Source organism: Arthrobacter bambusae (assembly GCF_022606295.1).
GTDB classification, from domain to species: domain Bacteria; phylum Actinomycetota; class Actinomycetes; order Actinomycetales; family Micrococcaceae; genus Arthrobacter; species Arthrobacter bambusae_A.
This window is the reverse complement of the sequence record NZ_JAHHZS010000036.1, coordinates 1-21458: the sequence shown is the minus strand read 5'-3', so window position 1 is coordinate 21458 and position 21458 is coordinate 1. Positions and strand designations below refer to the sequence as shown.

General features: G+C 63.3%; 17 protein-coding genes. 2 read left to right on the top strand and 15 right to left on the bottom strand.

Annotated elements, in window-relative coordinates:
* Positions 1–12: 12 nt before the first annotated feature.
* The 4 genes from KNN17_RS18855 to KNN17_RS18840 all read right to left on the bottom strand — a co-directional run bounded on the left by KNN17_RS18855 (position 13) and on the right by KNN17_RS18840 (position 3751).
* Positions 13–1164 (bottom strand): ABC transporter ATP-binding protein, encoded by a 1152-nt coding sequence (locus KNN17_RS18855; RefSeq protein ID WP_241710408.1) that lies wholly within the window; start codon positions 1162–1164, stop codon positions 13–15.
* A 160-nt stretch (positions 1165–1324) separates the two neighbouring features.
* Positions 1325–2215 (bottom strand): MurR/RpiR family transcriptional regulator, encoded by an 891-nt coding sequence (locus tag KNN17_RS18850; RefSeq protein ID WP_241710407.1) that lies wholly within the window; start codon positions 2213–2215, stop codon positions 1325–1327.
* A 92-nt stretch (positions 2216–2307) separates the two neighbouring features.
* Positions 2308–2781 (bottom strand): sensor histidine kinase, encoded by a 474-nt coding sequence (locus KNN17_RS18845; RefSeq protein ID WP_241710406.1) that lies wholly within the window; start codon positions 2779–2781, stop codon positions 2308–2310.
* Positions 2782–2911: 130 nt separating this feature from the next.
* The gene (locus tag KNN17_RS18840; protein WP_241710405.1) at positions 2912–3751 is read right to left on the bottom strand and encodes an alpha/beta fold hydrolase; all 840 of its coding nucleotides are present in this window, start codon (positions 3749–3751) and stop codon (positions 2912–2914) included.
* Positions 3752–3915: 164 nt separating this feature from the next.
* On the opposite strand from KNN17_RS18840, the gene KNN17_RS18835 reads away from it, so the two are divergent.
* Both KNN17_RS18835 and KNN17_RS18830 read left to right on the top strand, forming a co-directional pair.
* Positions 3916–5649, top strand: coding sequence for an ABC transporter ATP-binding protein (locus tag KNN17_RS18835; protein WP_078107531.1), 1734 nt, complete (start codon positions 3916–3918; stop codon positions 5647–5649).
* The gene (locus tag KNN17_RS18830) at positions 5646–7631 is read left to right on the top strand and encodes an ABC transporter ATP-binding protein (protein ID WP_078107532.1); all 1986 of its coding nucleotides are present in this window, start codon (positions 5646–5648) and stop codon (positions 7629–7631) included. The genes KNN17_RS18835 and KNN17_RS18830 overlap by 4 nt, the downstream gene beginning before the upstream one ends.
* A 107-nt stretch (positions 7632–7738) precedes the next feature.
* Here the strand turns inward: KNN17_RS18830 and KNN17_RS18825 are convergent, their stop codons facing one another.
* The 11 genes from KNN17_RS18825 to KNN17_RS18775 form a co-directional block, all read right to left on the bottom strand.
* On the bottom strand, positions 7739–7951 hold the full coding sequence (locus KNN17_RS18825; protein WP_078107533.1) for a hypothetical protein: 213 nt from the start codon (positions 7949–7951) through the stop codon (positions 7739–7741).
* Between the two features lie 145 nt (positions 7952–8096).
* Positions 8097–8984, bottom strand: a complete 888-nt coding sequence (locus KNN17_RS18820; protein WP_241710404.1) for an N-acetylglucosamine kinase — start codon at positions 8982–8984, stop codon at positions 8097–8099.
* Positions 8981–11578 carry a glycoside hydrolase family 2 protein gene (locus KNN17_RS18815; RefSeq protein WP_241710403.1) on the bottom strand — a complete coding sequence of 866 codons (2598 nt, stop codon included), beginning with the start codon at positions 11576–11578 and terminating at the stop codon, positions 8981–8983. The genes KNN17_RS18820 and KNN17_RS18815 overlap by 4 nt, the downstream gene beginning before the upstream one ends.
* 68 nt (positions 11579–11646) lie before the next feature.
* The gene (locus tag KNN17_RS18810; protein ID WP_241710402.1) at positions 11647–12726 is read right to left on the bottom strand and encodes a hypothetical protein; all 1080 of its coding nucleotides are present in this window, start codon (positions 12724–12726) and stop codon (positions 11647–11649) included.
* Positions 12727–12750: 24 nt separating this feature from the next.
* Positions 12751–14835, bottom strand: coding sequence for a hypothetical protein (locus KNN17_RS18805; protein ID WP_241710401.1), 2085 nt, complete (start codon positions 14833–14835; stop codon positions 12751–12753).
* Between the two features lie 72 nt (positions 14836–14907).
* Positions 14908–15990, bottom strand: coding sequence for a glycoside hydrolase family 130 protein (locus KNN17_RS18800; RefSeq protein WP_241710400.1), 1083 nt, complete (start codon positions 15988–15990; stop codon positions 14908–14910).
* A 5-nt stretch (positions 15991–15995) separates the two neighbouring features.
* Entirely contained in the window at positions 15996–16751 is a 756-nt protein-coding gene (locus KNN17_RS18795) for a carbohydrate ABC transporter permease (protein ID WP_241710426.1), read from the bottom strand.
* A 217-nt stretch (positions 16752–16968) separates the two neighbouring features.
* A complete protein-coding gene (locus KNN17_RS18790; RefSeq protein ID WP_241710399.1) occupies positions 16969–17931 on the bottom strand; it encodes a carbohydrate ABC transporter permease in 963 nt (320 codons plus the stop codon).
* 13 nt (positions 17932–17944) lie between these two features.
* Positions 17945–19255 (bottom strand): extracellular solute-binding protein, encoded by a 1311-nt coding sequence (locus tag KNN17_RS18785; protein WP_241710398.1) that lies wholly within the window; start codon positions 19253–19255, stop codon positions 17945–17947.
* A 111-nt stretch (positions 19256–19366) separates the two neighbouring features.
* The gene (locus KNN17_RS18780) at positions 19367–20389 is read right to left on the bottom strand and encodes a LacI family DNA-binding transcriptional regulator (RefSeq protein ID WP_078107540.1); all 1023 of its coding nucleotides are present in this window, start codon (positions 20387–20389) and stop codon (positions 19367–19369) included.
* Between the two features lie 190 nt (positions 20390–20579).
* The gene (locus KNN17_RS18775) at positions 20580–21347 is read right to left on the bottom strand and encodes a type 1 glutamine amidotransferase domain-containing protein (protein ID WP_078107541.1); all 768 of its coding nucleotides are present in this window, start codon (positions 21345–21347) and stop codon (positions 20580–20582) included.
* Positions 21348–21458: the final 111 nt, after the last annotated feature.

Genomic DNA, 21458 nt, shown 5'->3' with positions numbered 1-21458 from the left:
GAAGAACGGGAGCTAGACCGATGCGGTGGGTTGGGCCGAGCTGGAACTAGAGGAATGCTTCGCGTCCGCCTGCCATTCGAGGCGCCGGCCGCTTGCCCGGTCAAAGAGGTGAAGCTTCTTCGCTTCGGCGCTGAGTACGACGGCGTTGCCCGGCTCCCAGCGCTTGCCACGCGGGGCGCGGACAGCCACGCGGTTCCTTCCGACCCGGCAGTAGATGACTTGTTCGCTGCCGAGGTTTTCGGCCAGGTCAACGATGCCCCGAAGGGCTGCCCCGGAGCTTGGCGCGGCTGCTGCAGAGCCAGGTGCGTGGATGCTCAAGTGTTCCGGGCGGATCCCCACGACAACGTCCCGCCGGGGTGTTTCACCGTCCCACAGCACTGCTTCCACGGACGGCGCCATGACAGTGATGGAGCCGTTGCTGGTGGAAAGTTCGGCATCGATCAGGTTCGTGGCGGGGGAGCCCAGGAAACCTGCGGCGAACACGGACGCCGGCTTGTCGTAGAGCTCTTCCGGGGTGCCGAGTTGCTCAAGCTGTCCACCGTTGAGCAATGCGATCCTGGTCGCCATGGTCATGGCTTCCACCTGGTCGTGTGTGACGTAGATGAACGTTGCACCGAGCCGCTTGTGCAGTCCGGCCAGCTCCTGCCGGGTTGCGGTGCGGAGCTTGGCATCCAGGTTGGATAGCGGTTCGTCCATGAGGAAGGCCTTGGGCTCGCGCACCAAGGCGCGTGCAACTGCGACTCGTTGGCGCTGACCGCCGGACAGTTCCTTGGGCTTGCGATCCAGGAGGTGGCCGATCTCCACCATTTCGGCCACGGCCTCCACGCGCTTCTTGACTTCCTGCTTGTCCGTGCGCCGCACATGAAGCGGGAAGGCCAAGTTTTTCGACACGCTGAGGTGCGGGTATAGGGCGTAGCTCTGGAACACCATGGCCAAGTCGCGCTTCTTGGACGGGGCGGTGGTGATGTCCGTTCCGTCCAGTTCGAGCGAGCCCGACGTCGGTTCCAGCAGGCCCGCGATCATGCGGAGCAGGGTGGTCTTGCCGCAACCGCTGGGGCCGAGCAGGACCAGGAAATCACCGTCTTCGACGGTGAGCGATACGTTCTTTACCGCCGACACGTTCTTGAATGAACGCGACAATTGGTTGAGCACAAGTCGGCCCACGAGCACCTCCGGGGAAACGATGTTTCCTAAATCGAATTATTTAGGAAACGTCTTACCCTTGAAGGGTGGGGCTCGATTATTAACGGTCGGTGCGGAGTTGATGAACTCCCCGTGCGCGGACAGGAAACAGTTGAAACCGCTCGCGTTTCGCGCCAGAAAGCTATTCGGGGTTTTCCACCATGTGGAGGACTTCTTCGAACACGGCGGAGCGAGCGCGCTCAACTTCGGGGGAATCCGCAGTCACCGCGGCGTGCAGGGCGGACAGCACCAGCATCTGGACGATATTGCCAATGGGGAGCTGGTCGTTCCACGAATGGAATTCCGCCCCGGCCACGAGCGTGTGGGTCGAGAGAGCGGCGAGTTCGGACTTCGCGTAGCTGGTCACCCCGATCACCGTGGCCTTGCGCTCAGCCGCGATCCGCGCCGAACCAATCGTGAAGGAGTTCATGCCGCTGTCACTCACGGCGATGCAGACGTCGCCCGAGGAGAGGAGCTTGGCGGAGATATGTTGCGAAACAATGTCGGACGGCGCCTCGCATTGCACGCCGGCGGACAGGAACCGCAGGGCAAGGGATTGGGCAGGAGCAAGCGACGCGCCGTTGGCCACTACCAACAGGCGTCCACCCTGGCGGATCGCCTTCACCGCGGCGTCGAACGCCTCGAAGTCCAGAGAACCCAAAGCTCCGCGGATGTCCTGGGACGCCCGGGAAAAGATCCCCGAGACCAAATGCTCGGAGGACCCCGGTTCACCGGTTGCCCCGGATTCTTCCTGCTGGATGCTGTCCCGTGCCGCCGCACCCAGATCGCGAAGCAGGACTTGGCGCAAGTGCTGGAATCCGTCAAAGCCCATGCTCTTGCAGGCCCGAACGATCGTTGCCGGCGATGTCCCCGTCTGCGTGACCAGATCCGCCACCGACATCCTGGCCACGGTTTCGGGGGAATCAAGGCATAACTGCGCCACGCGCTGTTCGCTGCGGGCCAGCGACGGGAAAATCGACTTGATATGCGCGCGGGAACCGCCCAGGGGAGGTTCGGATTTGTACGGGGTCATTCGCCTTTCATACCAGATTCACTTGAATAGGGAACCAGCAGTGCCGAAACCGACGACGGCGGGTGCGTGCCGCCGTCGGGCATCGACGCCTATCAGTCGAGCGGGAGGGTAACGGTGACGCAGGTTCCGTTGCCTGGACTGGAGGCGACGGAGACCTCGCCGCCCACTTCGCTGACCGCGATGGACATGAGGCGGAGCCCGAATCCGTGGTGTGGACCGGCGGGTGTTGCCTGGCCGTCGAAGCCGGCGCCGTTGTCTGTGATTGTCAGCCGGATCCCGTGGTAGACCGCGGCGAGCCGGACGGTGACGTCGTGGGCATGCGCATACTTGAACGCATTGCTGAGCACTTCCTTGGCTGCGTGGTAGAGCAAGGACGCGGAGTCGGACGAGATTTCGACTCCATGGTGCGGCGTCTCCCAGTGGATTTCGGTCCCTTCCCGGCGGAGCGGGGCGGCCAAGCGGTCGATGCAGCCCGCGAGCCCCAAAGCGTGGAAGTCAACGGGTTGCTGATCGGTGATCACTCCGTTGATGGCGGTGACTTCGTCCCGGGCTGTTGTTGTCTTCATGGCCGGTCCTGCTCCCCTTGCAGCTTTGGTGCTTTCGCCGGCGAATGGGTTCCGCCTGGGCTTGCATTAAGACTGGACCCGAGGAGTTAAGGTTCCCGCGATATTCAGTTAGTTTCGTCCTAATTTCTTGTCAGGAATTTTCGAGGAAGCCAAGCAAGGCCTGGTTGACCTCGGCACCATGCGTCCACAGCAAGCCGTGCGGGGCGCCGTCGATCTCCACATATTTGGCGCCGGGGAGCGCTTCGGCGAACCTGCGGCCGGTGACGTCGATGGGGAGGATGTTGTCCGCGGTGCCGTGCACGATCAAGGCGGGCACGTCGATCTTGGGGATGTCGGACCTGAAATCGGTGAGCCACGTGGGCTGCGCTGCCACCGAGGCGAAGGCGCCGGATTGGGCTGCCAGGTTCCAGCTGGCGGCGACTGCTTCGTGGCTCAAGCGGTGCGTTCCGAGGAAAGTGGAAGCGTTGTAGAAGTTGTTGAAGAATTCGGTGAAGAACGCGTAGCGGTCGGAAATGACGGCTTCGGAGAGTCCGTCGAACACGGACTGCGGGACGCCTCCGGGGTTGTCCGCGGTCTGCAGGAGGAACGGTTCCAGGGATGCCAGGAACACGGCCTTGGCCACCCTGGCCGAGCCGTACGTGCCAAGGTAGCGGGCCACTTCTCCGGTCCCCATCGAGAAGCCCACGAGGACGGCGTCGTTGACATCGAGGGTGTTCAACAGGGTGTTAAGGTCCGCGGCGAAGGTGTCGTAGTCGTAGCCCACGGTCGGCTTGCTGGACTTGCCGAAGCCGCGGCGATCGTAGGTGATGACCCTGTAGCCGGCGTTGAGCAGCGCGGCGGTCTGCTTCTCCCAGGACGAACCATCCAGCGGATAGCCGTGGATCAAAACCACTGCCTGGCCGGTCCCGTGGTCCTCGTAGTAGATCTCGATCCCGGTGCTGTTTTCATTTCCGACGGTGATGTAAGCCATGACTACGGTCCTTTCATAGCGGATCTTGCCGAGCGTTTCCAGCCTACTGTCCGGGTACGACGGTGGCACACCCTCCGCCCCGCTTCGCCCTGAGGGAAAGCTCTAGTTGCCCCCAGCAACCAGTCGTAGACTGGCCTTCGAATCACTACGTGAGTTGGAGAACGATGCTCTGGAAACTTCTCGTTCAGTACCTGCGGCCACATCGGCGGCTCCTGATCGCCGTCGTCATTTTCCAGTTGGCGCAGTCGATAGCGTCGCTGTACTTGCCCACGCTGAATGCCGACATCATTGACGAAGGCGTGGCCAAGGGGGATACCGGGTACATCCTCGGCACCGGCAGCCTCATGTTGCTCATCACGCTCCTGCAGATCACCTGTTCGATCACAGCCGTCTACTTCGGCGCGAAAGCCGCCATGGGCTTAGGCCGCGACCTGCGCGGCGCTATTTTCACGAGGGTGGGGGAGTTTTCCGAGCAGGAGGTCACCCGCTTCGGCGCGCCGTCGCTGATCACCCGTTCAACCAACGACGTGCAGCAGGTCCAGCAGCTCGTCCTGATGTCCTGCACGCTCATGGTTGCGGCGCCCATGCTCAGCATCGGCGGGGTCATCATGGCCGTCCGGCAGGATGCCCAGTTGTCCTGGCTGATTGCCGTGAGCGTCCCAGTGCTGCTCGTTGCGGTGGGCCTCATTGTCAGCCGGATGGTGCCGCTGTTCCGCAAGATGCAGGTCCGGATCGACACCGTGAACCGCGTCCTCCGGGAACAGCTCGCCGGCATCCGCGTGGTGCGCGCGTTCGTGCGCGAGGACATGGAGACCGAGCGCTTCGCCTCGGCCAACCAGGACGTCACGGAAATGGCCCTGCGTGCCGGGCGGCTCATGGCCCTCATGTTCCCGGTAGTGATGCTGGTGCTCAACGTCTCCAGCGTGGCCGTGATCTGGTTCGGATCGTTCCGGATCGACGACGGATCCATGCAGGTAGGCACGTTGATCGCGTTCCTGAGCTACCTCATGCAGATCCTCATGTCCGTCATGATGGCGACGTTCATGGCCGTCATGATCCCGCGTGCGGCTGTTTCCGCGGACCGCATCGGGCAGGTGCTCGAGACCCCATCCAGCGTGCGGCCTCCCGAGAACCCTGTGACGGAGACCGCCGGCCGCGGCGAGCTTGAATTGCTCGACGTCGGATTCGCCTACCCCGGTGCCGAGCAGCCGGTCCTCAGCGGCATCAGCTTCCGGGCACGAGCAGGCCAGACGACGGCGATCATCGGCAGCACGGGCGCCGGCAAGACCACGTTGGTGAACTTGCTGCCACGGCTGTTCGACGCGAGCAGCGGCTCGGTGCGAATCGACGACGTCGACGTCCGTGAACTGCACCCGGACCTCTTGTGGGGGCACATCGGACTCGTCCCGCAAAAGCCCTACCTGTTCTCCGGCACGGTCCGAAGCAACCTTCTTTACGGCAAGCCCGACGCCACGGAGGAAGAACTCTGGCGGGCGCTCTCCATTGCGCAGGCCCAGGACTTCGTCGAAGAGATGGAGGGCGGCCTGGACGCTCCGATCTCGCAAGGCGGCACCAACGTGTCCGGCGGTCAGCGGCAGCGGCTCGCGATTGCCCGGGCACTCGTGAAGCAACCCGAGCTCTACATCTTCGACGACTCCTTCTCCTCCTTGGACACCGCCACCGACGCGAGGCTCCGCCAGGCGCTCAAGCGCCACACTTCCGGCGCGACCATGGTCATCATTGCGCAGCGGGTATCGAGCATCGCGGACGCCGAGCAGATCCTGGTGCTCGACGACGGGCGGCTGGTGGGGCGCGGAACCCACGACGAGTTGTTGGAAACTTCCGAAACATACCGTGAGATAGTTTCCTCGCAGCTGGCAGCGGAGGAGGCGGCATGAGCAGCGCACCCAGCACCGGCACGGCAGGCACCGCAAACCGCCCGCAGCGTCCCCCGATGGGGCCAGGCCGCGGCGGACCCTTCGCGGGAATGAGCATCCCGGCCGAAAAGGCCATGAACTTCCTGCCCTCGGCCAAGCGGCTCCTGGGCACGCTGCGGCCCGAGCGCATGTGGCTGACCCTGGTTCTCTTCCTCGCCGTCGCAAGCGTGACCCTGTCCGTGATCGGCCCACGGCTTCTGGGTGAGGGCACCAACCTGATCTTCGCCGGCGTCGTATCCAAGCAACTTCCCGCCGGGGTGAGCAAGCAACAGGTCATCGACGGGCTGCGCGCTTCCGGCCAGGGCTCCAAAGCGGACATGTTGAAGGGCATGGACCTGACTCCCGGCGTCGGAATCGACTTCGGGGCGCTGTCCTCGATACTGCTGTGGGTGCTGGTCCTGTATGTCCTGGCCTCCGCGTTCGGCTGGATTCAGGCGTACGTTCTCAACGGCGTCGTGCAGCGGACGGTGTACCGGCTTCGTGAGCAGATCGAAGCGAAAATCAACCGGCTCCCGCTGCGCTACTTCGACTCGGTGCAGCGTGGCGAACTGCTCAGCCGCGTGACCAACGACGTCGACAACATTTCGCAAAGCCTCCAGCAGTCCATCAGCCAGGCGGTCACGTCCCTCCTCACGGTGGCTGGCGTCATCTTCATGATGTTCCTGCTCTCGCCGATTCTGGCGTTCATCACCCTGGTCACGGTGCCGTTGACGCTCGTGACCACCGTGTTGATTGCCAAGCGCTCGCAGAAGCTGTTCGTGGCCCAGTGGAAGAACACCGGCGAGCTGAACGGGCAGATCGAAGAAACCTACACCGGTCATGCGCTCGTGAAGGTGTTCGGACGCCAGCGCGAAGTGGAGGAACGCTTCCGCGAGAAGAACGCAGAGTTGTTCTCGGCCAGCTTCGGCGCCCAGTTCATCAGCGGCTTGATCATGCCGGCACTGACATTCATCGGCAACCTGGTCTATGTGGGGATCGCCGTGGTGGGCGGCCTGCAGGTGGCCTCCGGTGCCATGCAGTTGGGCGATGTGCAGGCCTTCATCCAGTACTCCCGGCAGTTCACGCAACCGCTGGCCCAGCTCGGCTCGATGGCCAACCTGCTTCAGTCGGGCGTGGCATCCGCGGAACGCGTGTTCTCGCTGCTCGATACCGAAGAGCAAAGCGCGGACCCCGAGCCCTCGGCCGTCCCCGACGTGACGCGCGGGCGCCTGGTGTTCGAGAACATTTCCTTCTCCTACTCCGAAGACAAGCCGTTGATCCAGAATCTGAGCCTGGTAGCCGAACCTGGGCAGTCTGTGGCGATCGTCGGGCCCACCGGAGCGGGCAAGACCACCCTCGTGAACCTGATGATGCGCTTCTACGAGCTCGACGCCGGGCGGATAACGCTCGACGGCGTCGACGTCGCCTCAATGTCCCGCTACGAGCTGCGCTCGCGGATGGGCATGGTGCTGCAGGACACGTGGCTCTTCGGCGGCACGATCAGGGACAACATCGCCTACGGACGGCCCGACGCCACCGAAGCCGAGATCCTGGAGGCGGCACAAGCAACCTACGTGGATCGCTTCGTGCACTCCCTCCCGGAGGGCTATGACACCGTGCTCGACGACGAAGGCAGCAACGTTTCCGCCGGTGAGAAGCAGTTGCTCACCATTGCACGGGCGTTCCTCGCCCGGCCGTCAGTCCTGATCCTGGACGAGGCTACGAGCTCCGTGGACACCCGGACCGAGGTCCTGGTCCAGAAGGCCATGAGTGCCCTGCGTTCTGACCGGACGAGCTTTGTGATCGCGCACCGCCTGTCCACGATCCGCGATGCCAACCTCATCCTGGTGATGGAAGCCGGGCAGATCGTGGAGCAGGGTACGCACGCAGAGTTGCTGGCCGCTGGGGGCGCCTACTCGAGGCTGTACGAAGCACAGTTCGCGGCGCCGGTGGCGGAGGTCTGACGGCTCTGTCCACATAGCCGTTCCTCCAGGCAGGCCTCCGGATACGCGAACGACGGCGGGAGGTGGCTCCCGCCGTCGTCGTTGCTTTGCGTCCGAAAAGGCGCTGTTTACAGGGAGTGTGCGTCGAAGGCGGTGGCCTTGGCCGCGTTGCCGTTCAGGCTGACAGTGAAGGTGTTCGGCCCGCTGCAGGTGACTGCAATGCTGGCCTTGGAGGTGTTGTGGCGCACCGAGAAGTCGTGCACCAGGGCGTCCAGGGTGTGGTGGGTGGTTGAGCGGTCCCAAATTTTGAGGGTTACGGAATCGGCAGTTTCAAACGTCATTGTTCAGTGCTTCCATTCATGAATCCGGATATCCGGCTATCGCGCCAGTGCGAAAGCCGCCGTACAGCTTTTCCATAGTGCACAGCGAGGCGCGGACTGCTCAAGCCAGAACGGCGTTTGTTGCTCGTGAGACTCATCACAGTGGCTAGTGGGATGCAAGATGCAGAGCGCCGAAGACCGGATCCTGGGTCAGGACCTGCAGAGTGTGGAGACCCCGGGTTGCGAGGGCGATCCGCATGGCTGTCTGCAAGGTGGGCTGGTTCATCCCGAGGCCACCGCCAAGGACAATGGGGCCCTCGATGTCCAGTTGCTCGGCGCATTTTGCCGCCAAGGAGGCGAGATCGGCGCCTGCTTGGAGGATCATGTCCAAGGACGCTGTGTGCCCCGAGGCCGCGCACTCAAAGACGATCGGTGATTTCGACGCCCAAAATTCGCGTCCCGCGTCGCCATGGAAAAGGGCAATCAACCCCTCCGGACCGGCGAGACCACACGACTTCACCAGCGCTTCCGTCAGTCCGTCGGGACGTAGCCCGCTGTTCATGCGTTCGAGGCTGTACCTCACCGCTTCACGACCGAACCAGTACCCGCTGCCTTCGTCGCCGAGCAAGTAACCCCAGCCGCCAGCGCGCGCCTCGTCCTCGCCGTTGGTGCCCCAGGCCGCGGACCCGGTACCGGCGATCACGGCGATTCCAGCGCTGTATCCGGCGGCAGCCAGCAGAAGGCGCGTGTCGTGAACAACGGAGACGGCGGCGTCGGGAGCCAAGGGCTGGATCAGTTCCTTCAGTGCGTTCGCGTCTTCGGCAGTGTCGATCCCTCCGGAACCGACCACCACCCGCGCAACGGACTCGCCCTGGAGGGTGGCGAAGACACCCTCCAGGTTGGTTCGGGCTTGGGCGCGGCTCACGTTCTGGACATTGGCGCTGCCGCCGGAAGTATCGGCAACGGCGGTGCCATCCAGCCATTTGATGCCGCGCGTCTTCGAGCCTCCGATGTCCAGACCTACGACGGCGCCGATCGTGCCGGGGTGTGTCATTGAAATGATCCTTCTTCGGTTGAGTTCGAGAATGCGAATCCGGCGGGTGGCATGATGCTTTCGGCTCGGATTCCGACCCCCTGCAGCACCGGATACCGCGACCATGCCTCAAGTCCCGGCCCGTCGGCACCATCAACCGTGGAGGCGACCCGGAAGGTATGGCTTTCCCCGGGCAGCAGTGAGATGCATTGTTCGGAGACAGTCGCCTTGGGGTCGAGCCGGTCCGCCTGAAGAACCAGATCGCGCACGATACTGTCGGCGGTGACAGTCACTTCAACGCCGTCGGGGACTTTCGATGCCCGGGCGGTGACCCGCGCCGGCTCCTTGATGCGATCCTTGTCCTCGGCGTAGAAGTGGAGGATCCGGTCCCCATGCCCGAGTCCTGCGCCTCGCGCCACGAGAACATCGGTCAAGGGCCGCTCAGCCTCGTGCAAATCCTTCGGAAGGCGGATTTCTGTCTTGCCCCGGGGTTCGACCTCGAACGCGAATTCATGGGACGCCTCCAGCCGGACGCCCCCCGCAAAAGCCTCCTTCGGAGAATCCGTGCCGACGCGTTCCACGGCGAGGGTTCCACTCCAGGCCTCCACGGAATCGTTGACCAGAACGACGGCGAGCCCGTCGCCGCGGGGCTGGATGGTCGCCAGCCGCGGCCGGTAGGCCTCACGGATTGCGTACCACAGCGGTTTCAGCTGACCATATCCATCGATGGCGGCCCAGGAGGTGACGGGCCAGCAGTCGTTGAGCTGCCAGACAATCGATCCGGCACAAACAGGCGATCCGGCACGGAAGTGCTCGATGCCGAAGCGGATGGCGCGGGCTTGGTTTACCTGCGTGAGGAAGTGCCATTCCTGGAAATTCGCGGGCTCGGGAAGATGTGCGGAGAGCCCTCTCTGCAGCTTCCCGGTACCGTCTTCGGCCTTTTGGTGCTGAAGGAATGCCGGGGATTCGAGGTCCAGGTCCGCCGGCTCCAGGACGCGGGTGAGGGTGGACCAGTTGGGGGGACCCTGGAATCCGAATTCGGAAACGAACCGTGCATTCCACTCCGCGTAGTGCGAATAGTCCTTCTGGTTCCAGACATCCCAGATATGCACGTTCCCGTGCCTGGGATCGTTGGGATGCAGTTCGGGATCTCCCGAATATGGGCTGCCGTTCCAGTACGGGCGGGTGGGATCCAACTCTGTTACCAAAGCGGGCAGGAGCTCGGAATAGTAGCCCCATCCCCAGTTTCGACCATCGAGCTGTGGCTTCCAATCCCAATCCCAGAAGCCCCAAACGCATTCATTGTTTCCATTCCACAGCACCAGGCTCGGGTGGCTCATGAGGCGTGTGACATTGTCCCGGACTTCGCCAGCGACTTCTCCGGACAGCGGCCCATCCTCCGGGTAGCCGGCGCAGGCAAAGAGGAAATCCTGCCAGACGAGAATCCCCATGCGGTCGCACAGCTCGTAGAAGGTGTCCGATTCATACACCCCGCCGCCCCACACACGGAGCAGGTTCATGTTTGCCGCAGTCGCTTGCGAGAGGCGCTGCCGGAGCCGGTCTTCGGTGATGCGTGACGGGAAGCAATCGTCCGGGATCCAGTTGGCACCCTTGACGAAGATGTCGGTTCCGTTGACGGCAAAGACAAAGCCGGTTCCGGCTTCGTCCTGTTCGGTTTTGAGCTCGAATTGCCGGAACCCGATGTTTTTGGACCAGACGTCAAGGCCGTGCCCGTCGGCCAACAGTGTTACCGTCAGTTGGGAGAGCGGTTGGGCACCCATATCGTGCGGCCACCACAATTCAACATCCTCGAGATCCACCACTACCCGGGCCTTGTGGGAGCCCGCCGGAATGGACAACGACTCGGTCTTGCCTTGGATGGCGACCTTGAGTCCGAGCTCGCCTGAAACGCCCGGCACCCGCAGAACCTCGACCTCCACTTCCACCCGGGCATGTCCGTGGGTGGGGAGTTCTCCCGGTCCGGTCCCGGGTACAACGGTGGTGGTCACCGATGGACGAACGGACTGCAGCCGTGCCGTCCCGTACCGCCTGATGCCCACAGGCTTCCACGGTCCGGCCGTCACGAGGTTCGGGCCCCAGTCCCAGCCGAAATTGCAGGCCGATTTGCGGACATACTGGAATGGCTCCGGATTGCCGTTGGGTTGTTCACCCACGGAGGCCCGGATGTGTTCGGCGTACTCGCGTACATTCTTGAAAACGATGGCCAGGTCATTGGCACCCGGCCTGACCACGTCGGAGACGTCCACGACGTAGCTGCGGTGCTGGTTGTACGTGTGCGCAAGGTCCTGCCCGTTGACCCGGATGACGGCGACAGTGTCGAGGCCTTCGAAGACGAGCTCTGTCCGCCGGTCTTCATTGCCGTCGTGGTTGAAGGTTGTGGAGTATTCCCACTCGCTCCGGCCCACCCAATGCTGGGACTCCTCGTTTTGCCCCACGTAGGGGTCCGGGATGTGCCCATGGTCCATGAGGACCGTGTGCACAACCGACGGAACGGAGGCATCCAGCTTCCAGCCCTCGGCCCCGGACGGGGCGTCCGGGGCCGGAGCGGTCACTCTTAGAGTCCATCCCTTGGCGAGGTTGCTCGTCTCAATCATCATGTGTGCCTTATCAATCGAATGTCTGTTGCCAAGGGTGGCGGGGTACGGCAGGCGGCTGGAGGTGCTTAGCCCTGGTCTGCGCGGTAGAAGTACATCTCCCGCGAGCCCGAAGGGGCATCCCAGCCTTGGGCGAACATCCAGGTTCCGCCGAACTTCAGGAGCCCGCCCCAAGCCAGGGAGCCTCCTCGGTGCATCGCCTTCTGGGTGAACGGTTCGTTCATGTCATAGAGCGCCTGTGCGGCGGAAAACTGGCCGTCTGTGTCGCCGTAGAAGAAGTCCAGCACCAGCTTGCCGCCGTCGCTCCCGGTGTTGCCGCCGTCGTCGACGATGGCGCAGGCCACTTCGTGCAGTGAGCCGCCCAGCGGCCCTAGGTCCAGGTACTCCTGTGGCTCGAACGTCCAGTTCACCATGTCGGTGGACCGGCCCACGTGGGTGGTTCCGCCGCAGCCCTCGGACAGGTACATCAGGTAGTGGCCGCCGATCTTGACGGCGTCGCCCTGGGCGTTCCGGGGGATGACGGCCCCCTTGGCCCAGAACCGCGAAATCTCGTAGGGGACGGCCAGGCCGAGCTTTTCCCAATGGATCAGGTCGTCGGATACGGCGACATTGATGTCGCAGCCGACGTCGCCCAGGGGATAGACATCCGGGTCCTGGTCAGCCTGCTCCTCGCTGCGGTCGATCGTCCAGATCCCGTTGTAGAACATGTAGTAGCGGCCATCGGCCTGGTACACCTTGGGATCTTCGCAGCCAAGGATCTCATTGTCCTGGGTGGGGTAGATCACCGGGTTGGAGGGGTTGTCCTGCCAGCCGGTTTCGGGATCGTAGACGGCAACGCCGATGCGGCTCGAGACCGATTCCTTGCGCGGGGATGCGCGGTAGAAGAGGTAGAGCTTGCCGTCGCGTTCCATGACCGAGGGGTTGAAGATCGAATCCGCCGTCCAGCCGATGCCGGTCGGATCGGCCCAGTCCTGGACTTGCCGGAACGTCAGGGAATCGTCCTTGCGGAACGGACCAACAGCCCATTCAGGGCGCTCGGGATACGCGGCGGAAAACTGGTCGGTGGAAATGGTGTCGGTCAGCGGATTGCTGAACGTGAGCGCTCCCTCGTAACTGTGGAGCAGGGCTTCCGTGGTGATTTTCTGCATGGGTTCTTCCTGTGGTGATAAGTGTCAGTTGTGGACCAGGGTCACCCAGGTGAACCCACCCGGGGCTACGGTGACGCGGCCGGAATGGTCTGCCCCGTTCTGGTCGGGACCTGGTGCGACGGGCTGGCCGGAAGCATCGAAGGCCTGCTGGCTCAAATGGAACCCTTGGGGCATGTCCACTTTTCGATCGGTGCTTCCCGGAGCCGCGCTGATGTACAGGGTTGATTGGCCTCCGGAACCGGAGACGGAAACCGAGGAAATCTGCGGCTGCAGCAGCACACCGTCGATCGATACGTCGCTTCCGGCCTTGGCGGTCACGCTGTCCTGGCCGGCCGGCAGGGCCCGGTCAAGGGAGAACGGGAAGAGCTTGCCGGGAGTTGCCGTGATGCCTTGTTCCCCTGCCCCGCCGTTGGGCGTGATACCGAGGAAAGTGCTCCCGGCAGTCCACGACGTCGTTCCGGCGGCTTCGGAGCGCTGGTTCACGATCGGGTACGCATTACGTGCCTGGCCCGAAGCCGGGACCGGGATCTTCACGGTGCCGCCCGCGTTGAGGGCGACGTATGCACCGCCTGACCAATTCGCCTCACCGGTCCATGCGGAGGCTGGCTTGACGACCGCGCCGCCGGTGATGGTTCCGGCTTCGGCTTCGGCTACCTTGAGTCCGTCCGTCCCCACGGTGCTACTGATCCCCAGGGCCTTGGCCTTGAGCTCCGGATTGGCGTCCAAAGCGAGCATGGACAACAACGTGTGGATGGTGGATTCCGCCCCGGAGTTGGGGTTGACACGGCCGTCGGTTTCGATGCCGTCAATAGCGGTGCCTGTTGCCGGGTTGTAGGCGGGCTTTCCGCTGCGGTTGGCACCGAAGTACCAGCCTGCGGCAACCGCCGCGACGTCGAGTAGTCCGGGAGCGTTCGCGGCTTTTGCGGTCGCCACGAGTCCTTCAACCCGCGAGTCCACGCCGTAGGCTATCTGTGCCTCACCGGGGGTCGGGCTCCAGGCGTTGTCCGGTCCTCCCGCGGCGAGGAGCTGCGGAGTGAATTGGGCGGAGTCCTTCACAGCGGCGGTCAACAGCTCAGGGCGATGCAGCAACGGGGACGCGGTCGCGACGGCGGCTGCAGCCATTCCGCCCCATGCATGCCACAGGGTCTGGGTCTGGGTCGACGGAAGAATCGCGCCGAACGGCCACTGATGGACCGATCCCGAGGACATCGCGGCGATGCCCTCGGTGAGCTGGCCCAGCGCGGTGGCGGCAGCGCCGTCGTCGGGCGCTGCCTTTGAATAGGCGGAGAGTCCGAGCACGGCTTCCGCGGAGGCATCCGCCCCTCCGGTGATCAGCCAGGCAGGGACCTTGGTGCCGTCGGCAACGTCGTACTTTCCGTACTTCGAGAGGGACTGCTTGTTGAGGGACGCGACGGCAAGGTCCATCCTGGTCTGCAGGAACGCGGCAAACTGGGGATCGGCGGATTTGAACGCCGCATATCCTTCGCCTAGGGCCCACACGGTCCGGGCCAGCCAGTAGGACTCGGCCGAATCGCTGGGGTCAGGAAGTTCCACCGGCTTGGCACTCGGCGTCAGGGTGCCATCGGCTTGCTGCCACAACACCACGTTGCCGGCATTGGGACCGGAAGACGTCTGCAGGTACGTCAGCTCGCGCAGCACGTCGAAGGCATGGGCGCGGCTCGACGCGTCGCCGGTCTGCTGCCAATGGCGCAAGTAGACGACGGCGGTGCGGGCGATGTCGTCCGCGTTGAAGGCCCCTTGGCTCCAGTAACCCGTGGTTGCGTCCTTGGAACCTCCTCCTACCCGCGTGTAGCTGCCGTCGGCGTTCTTGTTGGCGTACGTCCACGGCGCCTGCGCCGCGGGGTGTTCAGCGATCTGGTAGGTGGTGTGGCCATCCACGGCGTTCAGGGGAACCGTGTCCAGCAGGAAATTCAGGTGGGACAGATTGGTCAACGGTGCCTGCGACGCCGACGCCGGCGCCTGCGACGCAGCGGCCGGAACCGGCTGCGCCGCCGAGGCCACCCCAGCCCCGGCCAGGAGCATCGACAAGGTGGCAACAACTGCGACCGGGGCGGATTTCAGCCGCGCATAAACGAGGGGAGGTGTCATGTCTAACTCCTAGGGGCATGGAAGAAAGGCTGGACTGCTGGGGCGGGGTGGTGCCTTGGGGCGCGGTCCGCCCTACGCGCGGTCCAGCCGCGCCACGCCGATCTTCGAATCAGCCATGCCATAGAAGACGAACAGCTGCTCGCCGATCTTCTCTATTGCCGTGGGAAAAACGACATTGGGGACGATGCCCGAGATCTCGTCTTCCGTCTCCGGCTCCAGAAGCGGCTTGTCGCTGCGGGCGATCACGATGGAGGGATCGTCGCTGTCGAGGATCATCGCCGCGGCTGTGTAGTTGACGTTCTGCTGGTGGTCGAAGGCGGACTTTTCCATCGATCCGGAGACGCCGTGGTAGATCAGGAGCCAGCCCTCGTCGACCCGGATCGGGGCCGGTCCGCCGCCGATCTTGAGTTCTTCGAAGGGGAACTCGCTCAGGGCCACGAGCTTGTGCTTGCGCATGTGAACGAGATTGCGGATGTCCCTCTCGACATCGTCAACTGCGACATAGGAAATCCAGATACCGGGGCGGTTGTCTTCGATGCCGGCCGGCAGGTGCTCGCCTTCGCCTTCGCGGATCCAGCCAAGATCCCACATGGGGCGGTGCAGCAAAGCGTAGGAGGGGACCCCGTCGGGGTCGTTGATCGGTTCCGGGAAGAAGACTGCGTCCTTGTTGGCGAACAAGTTCAAGTCCATGGACAAGTCGGCCTGGTACTCGAAGTGGCAGGGCCCCAGGCGGTCCCACGTGCGCAGGTCTTCGGAATGGGCGAAGGCCAGGCGGGGCCCCAGCGGTCCGTAGGCTACATAGGTCATCAGGTGGCGGCCGAGCGACGGTACCCAGGTGATGCGGGGGTCTTCGGTTCCCGCATTGTTGCGGCCCCGTTCCCATCCTTCGTCCGGTGCCAGGACAACGCCTTGGCGTTCGACGCCGGACGGGACGCCGTCGTCGCCGACGATCACCTTGGCGAGCCCCACGCGGGAGACATTGCCCTTCGCCACGAGGCGCGGCAGGAGGTATAGCTCGCCGTCGGGTCCGCGGCCGCTGGCGGGGTTCAGGACGCCTTCGGCTTCGAACTCGTTCCCGTCTTCCGGGGTCATGATGACGCCGGCGCGGGTGAGGGTGAACGGGACAGTGGGGAGTGCTGAAGTTGAGGAAGTCATAGAGCTTAGCCCTTTACGCTTGATCCGATATTGGTGGAAATGAATTGGCGCTGGAAGAAAATGAACAGTGCGACGGCGGGGGCCGCGAGAACGCAGGCACCGGCAAGGATCGCGCCGAACGGGTTTGATGCCGTGGCGGCGATGTTCGAGATGTAGTTCGCCAGGGAGACTGCGAGCGGCTGAATGGCTTGGTCCTTGGTGACGAGGAATGGCCACAGGAACTCATTCCACGGCCCGATGAACGTCAGCAGGACTGCCGTGACGATGGCTGGCCGGACCAGGGGGATCGCGATCTGCCAGAGGATCCTCAGCTCGCTTGCTCCGTCAATGCGGGCGGCCTCGAACAAAGTGGAGGGCAGCTGCATGAAGTACTGACGGAAGACGAACACCGCGGTGGAATTGATCGCGAACGGCAGGATCATGCCCAGGTAGGTGTCAGCGAGCCCATAGTCGCGCACGATCATGACGTACAGCGGGATGAGCAGGAGCTGGAACGGGATCATCTGCACCAGCAGCATCATCCCGAACACAAAGCCCTTGCCCCGGAATTGCATCTGGGCGAGTGCATAGCCCACCAGGAGCCCGAACACCACCGTGAAGAAGATGACGCCACCGGTGAAAATACCCGAATTGGCCAGGCCTTTGAGCAGGTCGATCGAGTTGTTGATGTTGCTGTAGTTCTCGCCGGTGATGTTTGCCGGACTGGGGAACGCGCCGCCCACGGAGGTGTCCGGATTGGTCTGGAGCGAGCCGATGAACATGTAGTAGAAGGGGAACAGGAAGACGAAGGCTCCGAGGGCCAGGAGCACGAAGCTGCCCACGCCCAGGTTCTTGCGCTTCGACACGGAACTGCCCTTGCGGGAGGCCGCGGATCCGGGGACCGGGGCTTCGGGACCCGCTCCTTCGGGAGCGCCGGCACCTGGCCGGCGGGCGCCGTCGTCGTCGTTCCGGAGAGGCGCTTTATTGAAAATAGACACGTCAGTCCTCCTTCCCGCCTACGAGGCGTTTTTGGATCAGGGCGATCAGCAACACGCCGATCACCAGCACCACTCCCAGCGCCGCTGCCACATCGGGGTTCCCCTGCAGGATCCCCTTCTGGTACATCAGGAACACCGGTGACGTAGAGGCGCCGTCCGGACCGCCTCCGCCAGTGAGCAGATAGGGCTCGGTGAACAGGTTCGCTCCGGTGATGGTGGCAAGCAGCGTCACCAAGACGCTGGCGGAGCGCACTCCCGGAACGGTGATGTTCCAGAACTGGATCCATTTGTTTCCGCCGTCCATCGAGGCGGACTCGTAGAGCTCATCCGGAATGTTCTGCAGTGCGGCCAAGTAAAGCAGGATGAAGAATCCCAATTGCTTCCACGTCACGTACAGGGCCACCGTTGGCATTGCCAGCCAGGAGTTCGTCAACCACGAGGGGTTCGGAGCCAGTGGCCCCAGAATGGCGTTGACCAGCCCGTTCTGCTGGAACAGGAACAGCCAGACCCCGACGACGGCGACGCTCGCCGTGACGTACGGGACGTAGTAGCTGACCCGGAAGAAGGTCTTGAGCCGGGTCACGCGGTTCAAGGCGTTGGCCAGGACCAGGGACAGTCCCACGGTCAGCGGCACGTTGATGACAAGGAAGACGCCGATATTGGCGAAGGACCGTTGTACTTCCGGATCGGACAGGACAGTGATGTAGTTGTCCAACCCCACGAAGGGCCGGTCAACCTGGACGCCCGGAGCGGTGAAGAAGAACTGGTGGAAGGAGATGTAGACGGCGTACCCCAGCGGGTATGCCAGCACTCCAAGGACGAAGATGACGTAGGGGGCGCTGAACAGCAGTCCCAGTGGCTGGCGGCCCAGGAAGTTCTTGCGTTTCCTGGGCGCCTGCCGCTGATCCACGGTCCGCCCGGCAGTGTCTCCCGTAGCGGGACCCCCAGCTGAGCGTAGTGACATGGGGATTCGCCTGCTACTTCTGGGCTGCCAGTTGGTTGATCTTGTCGGAAGCACCCTTGAAGGCGTCATCGATGCTCTGGTTGCCGAAGATCACGGACTTGCTCCAGGCATCCCGGAAGGTCTGCCAGATCTGGACTGAGTTGGAGACGTTGGGGACTTCCACGGTGCGTGCGGCTTGGTCGGCGAATGTCTTGTAGGCCGGGTTCTGGTTGAAGTAGTCCGGGTAGGCGGTGGTCAAGTCCTTCCGCATCGGCATCTGGCCGGTTCCGCTGAGCAGCTTGCCGTCTTGTTCCTTGCTGGTGGCGAACTTCATGACCTCCCACGCAGTGCCCTGGTTCTTGCACGCCGAGTACATGGCGATGTTCTTGGCGTCAGAGAAGGTGGAGCCGTCGGTCTGGGCTTGGGTGCCCGGAACCGGGACAGTTCCCCAGTTCACTTTGCCCTTGTAGGCGTCGATGGCCCACGGGCCTGCGAGGGCCATGGCGGACTTGCCGTCCGCGAAGGAATCTCCTTTGTACGCTTCCTTGGATGCCAGGTTCTCCTTGTACAGGGTCTGGAACATCGTGGCGACCTGCTTGCCCTGATCGCTGTCAAAGGTGGACTTGCCATCCTTGAGCAGCTGGGTGCCCTGCGTACTGGCGGCATAGAACGGGTAGAAATCGAACCAGGGCTGGTAGAAGTCGCTCGTGGGCGAGGGCCAGATCGCGGTCTGGGTCGCGCCGGACTTCACAAGGGTCCGGGCGGTGTCCAGGAACTCCTGCTGGGTGCCCAACTTGGGGTTTGCCGGGTCGAGCCCGGCCTTCGCGAAAAGGTCCTTGTTGTAGAAGAGGACCACCGGGTTGGACTTCCACGGAAGCTGGTACATCTTGCCGTCGGATGACTTGTACTGATTGGCGAGATCGCCGGTGCGGTCCTTGATGTACTGTGCGCCGTCCGGGAAGGAGTCCAGCGGGACCAAGCCACCCTGCTTTTGGAACTGCGGAACAGCCACCGGTGCCGTGTTGAAGACCAGGCAAGGAGCATTGCCGGCGGTAATCGCTGCCCCGATGACCTCTTCGGAGGTCTTCCCGGCCGGGATCTCCTGCGCATCGATTGGCTGGTCCGGGTGTGCGGCGTTCCATGAGGCCACCATGTCCTTGCCCCACTTCACCTCGAACTCGTTGTTGGAGTACCAGATCTTGATGGGACCCTTGGCCGTGGTGGCGGAGCTCGCGCCAGATGCTGTGTTGCTGGAGGCGCCTCCACCGCATGCTGCCAGGCCGGCTCCGATAACGGCAATAGCCGTCAGGGAGAGGACTCTCGAACCAAATTTTCCGTGCTTCATTGCAACTCCTTTTGCGGGTAAAAACTGAAAATGCGGCGGCGACATTGCCTTCCAGGGGAATGGCAAATAGCCCCACCCAATGGCGGGTAAATCGGTCTTCGTAGGGATTAGTTATTCGGCATGCTGGGGGACCGGCCCGGTGGAGGCGCGGACTACCAGCTTGGGAGAGGGCAGATAGACGTCCGCCGCAGGCGCTCCGCCGAGGAGGCTCAGCAACTGCTGGGCCGCAACACGCCCCCAGAGCAGCGGATCGGCGGGGACAGTGGTCAACGGAGGGTTGAGGTAGGTGGCGAGCTCTGTGTCGTCGTAACCCGTGATGGACAGATCGTCGGGAACGGTCAGTCCGAGGGACTGGGCGTACGACTGTCCGGCAGTGGCCATCAGGTCGTTCGCGTAGATGATCGCAGTGGGCCGTTGGGCCGAGCGAAGCAGTTCAGCAGTTGCCGCCAGTCCTCCGGCTGCCGTGAAGTCCGCCTCAATGAAGGAACTGGCCTCGAGCCCGGCTTTCGACATAGCGTTTTGCCAGGCCAGGCGCCGGCTTCGGCCGTGAATGTAACTCTGAGGGCCGCCCACGTGCCCAATCCGGGTGTGCCCGAGGGAAACCAGATGCTCGACGGCGGCGGCAATGCCTTCGGTATCGTCCATGCAGACGGCGGGGAAGGGCGAGGAGGTTTCGGGCCGATTAAGGGTGACGGCCGGAATCTTGAGGCTCTTCAACAAAGCGATACGGGAGTCGTCAACCCTCATGTCCGTAAGGATGACGCCGTCCACGCGGCTGTCGGCAGCCAGCTTCCGGTAGCCCATTTCTTCGGCGTCGGCGCTGGCGGCAACGGTGAGCACCAGTGCGTATTCGTGCTCAACCAAAGTGGTCTCGATCCCGGCGATGAACGCGGGGAAGAAGGGGTCTGTTCCCAGAAGCCTGGGGTCCCTTGCGACCACGAGCCCGACCGCGAACGCTTTGGCTGAAGACAGGCTCTTGGCGCGAAGATTGGGCGTCCATCCCAGCTCCCGGGCCACCTTGAGAATGCGCTCCCGGGTGTCGTCACTGACGCCGGGCTGCCCATTCAACGCGTACGAGACGGCACCCTTGCTCACGCCGGCTGCCTGCGCAACGTCGTTGATGGTCACTGTCATGTTTGCCTCATTGCCACTTGGTGATTGGGATCACTGAACCGGTTTTGTTATATCTACTGAACCGGTTCAGAGAGCGCTTGTCAAGGGCAATCAAGAAATTATGGTTATTTGCGGGTCGTTCATTGGCGGCGGCTGGCACCGGCGGCCACCCGTCGTCGGGGCGGCCGCCAGTGTCAGTGGGCTGTGGGCGTTACTGCTCTGCGTCTGCCGCAGCAGCCTTCTTGGCGTCCTTCTCTGCCCGCAGGGCCTCGGCCTCGTGCTGTTCCTCGGCCTTTTCCTGGTGGATGACCACCGCGAGGAGCTTTTCCATCTCCTTGGCCACGCCGGCGGCGGAGGCTGGATTCTGCCCGGTCACCAGCCGGTCGGAGACCACGACCTTCTCTGCGAAGACGTCGGCGAAGACGTGGGTTGCACCCTCTTCCTTGAGCCGGTCGGCCAGGAAGAACGGGATGACCTTGTCCATGCCTGCTGCAACTTCTTCGTCGTTGGTGAATGCGGCCACTTCCCGGCCCCCGACGAGCCGGAACCCGTCGGCCAGGTCCACGTTCACCAGACCCGCGGGTCCGTGGCAGACAGCGCCAACCACTCCACCGGCGTCGTACACGTTCGCAACCAGTTTCTGCAGGCCTTCGCTGTCCGGGAAGTCCCACATGGTGCCATGGCCTCCCACGAGGAAGACTGCGTCGTACTGGCCCGGATCAACGACGTCCACGCGGGCCGTGTTGTAGAGTCCGGCGCGCGTAGTCTCGTCCGTCGTGAAGGCAACCTGGATGGGATCCTGCGGGTCTACTTCATCCTGCGGAGGCTGTCCGCCCTTGATGGATGCGAAATCGACGAAGTGCCCGGAATCCTTGAAGACCTTCCAGGGATGTGCGGCCTCGGCCACGTTGTAGCCGGTCTTCTTTCCCGTATCGCCGAGCTCGGAAACGCTGGTCAGTACCATGAGGATTTTCTTCATGAAATGCTCCTATCGTCCACATTCCACCCTACGCCAAGCCCAAATTCAGGCCCACCCCCGGCGCTATAGCACCACAACTAGCTCGCAGTTGTTGTCGTTATGAGCCTCCAA

Coding starts and splice junctions, on each gene's coding strand:
- KNN17_RS18830 (WP_078107532.1), top strand. CDS start 5,646: ATGAGCAGCGCACCCAGCACCGGCACGGCAGGCACCGCAAACCGCCCG.
- KNN17_RS18825 (WP_078107533.1), bottom strand. CDS start 7,951: ATGACGTTTGAAACTGCCGATTCCGTAACCCTCAAAATTTGGGACCGC.
- KNN17_RS18800 (WP_241710400.1), bottom strand. CDS start 15,990: ATGACTTCCTCAACTTCAGCACTCCCCACTGTCCCGTTCACCCTCACC.
- KNN17_RS18835 (WP_078107531.1), top strand. CDS start 3,916: ATGCTCTGGAAACTTCTCGTTCAGTACCTGCGGCCACATCGGCGGCTC.
- KNN17_RS18810 (WP_241710402.1), bottom strand. CDS start 12,726: ATGCAGAAAATCACCACGGAAGCCCTGCTCCACAGTTACGAGGGAGCG.
- KNN17_RS18820 (WP_241710404.1), bottom strand. CDS start 8,984: ATGACACACCCCGGCACGATCGGCGCCGTCGTAGGTCTGGACATCGGA.
- KNN17_RS18780 (WP_078107540.1), bottom strand. CDS start 20,389: ATGACAGTGACCATCAACGACGTTGCGCAGGCAGCCGGCGTGAGCAAG.
- KNN17_RS18805 (WP_241710401.1), bottom strand. CDS start 14,835: ATGACACCTCCCCTCGTTTATGCGCGGCTGAAATCCGCCCCGGTCGCA.
- KNN17_RS18775 (WP_078107541.1), bottom strand. CDS start 21,347: ATGAAGAAAATCCTCATGGTACTGACCAGCGTTTCCGAGCTCGGCGAT.
- KNN17_RS18840 (WP_241710405.1), bottom strand. CDS start 3,751: ATGGCTTACATCACCGTCGGAAATGAAAACAGCACCGGGATCGAGATC.
- KNN17_RS18845 (WP_241710406.1), bottom strand. CDS start 2,781: ATGAAGACAACAACAGCCCGGGACGAAGTCACCGCCATCAACGGAGTG.
- KNN17_RS18785 (WP_241710398.1), bottom strand. CDS start 19,255: ATGAAGCACGGAAAATTTGGTTCGAGAGTCCTCTCCCTGACGGCTATT.
- KNN17_RS18795 (WP_241710426.1), bottom strand. CDS start 16,751: ATGTTCATCGGCTCGCTCCAGACCAATCCGGACACCTCCGTGGGCGGC.
- KNN17_RS18815 (WP_241710403.1), bottom strand. CDS start 11,578: ATGATTGAGACGAGCAACCTCGCCAAGGGATGGACTCTAAGAGTGACC.
- KNN17_RS18850 (WP_241710407.1), bottom strand. CDS start 2,215: ATGACCCCGTACAAATCCGAACCTCCCCTGGGCGGTTCCCGCGCGCAT.
- KNN17_RS18790 (WP_241710399.1), bottom strand. CDS start 17,931: ATGTCACTACGCTCAGCTGGGGGTCCCGCTACGGGAGACACTGCCGGG.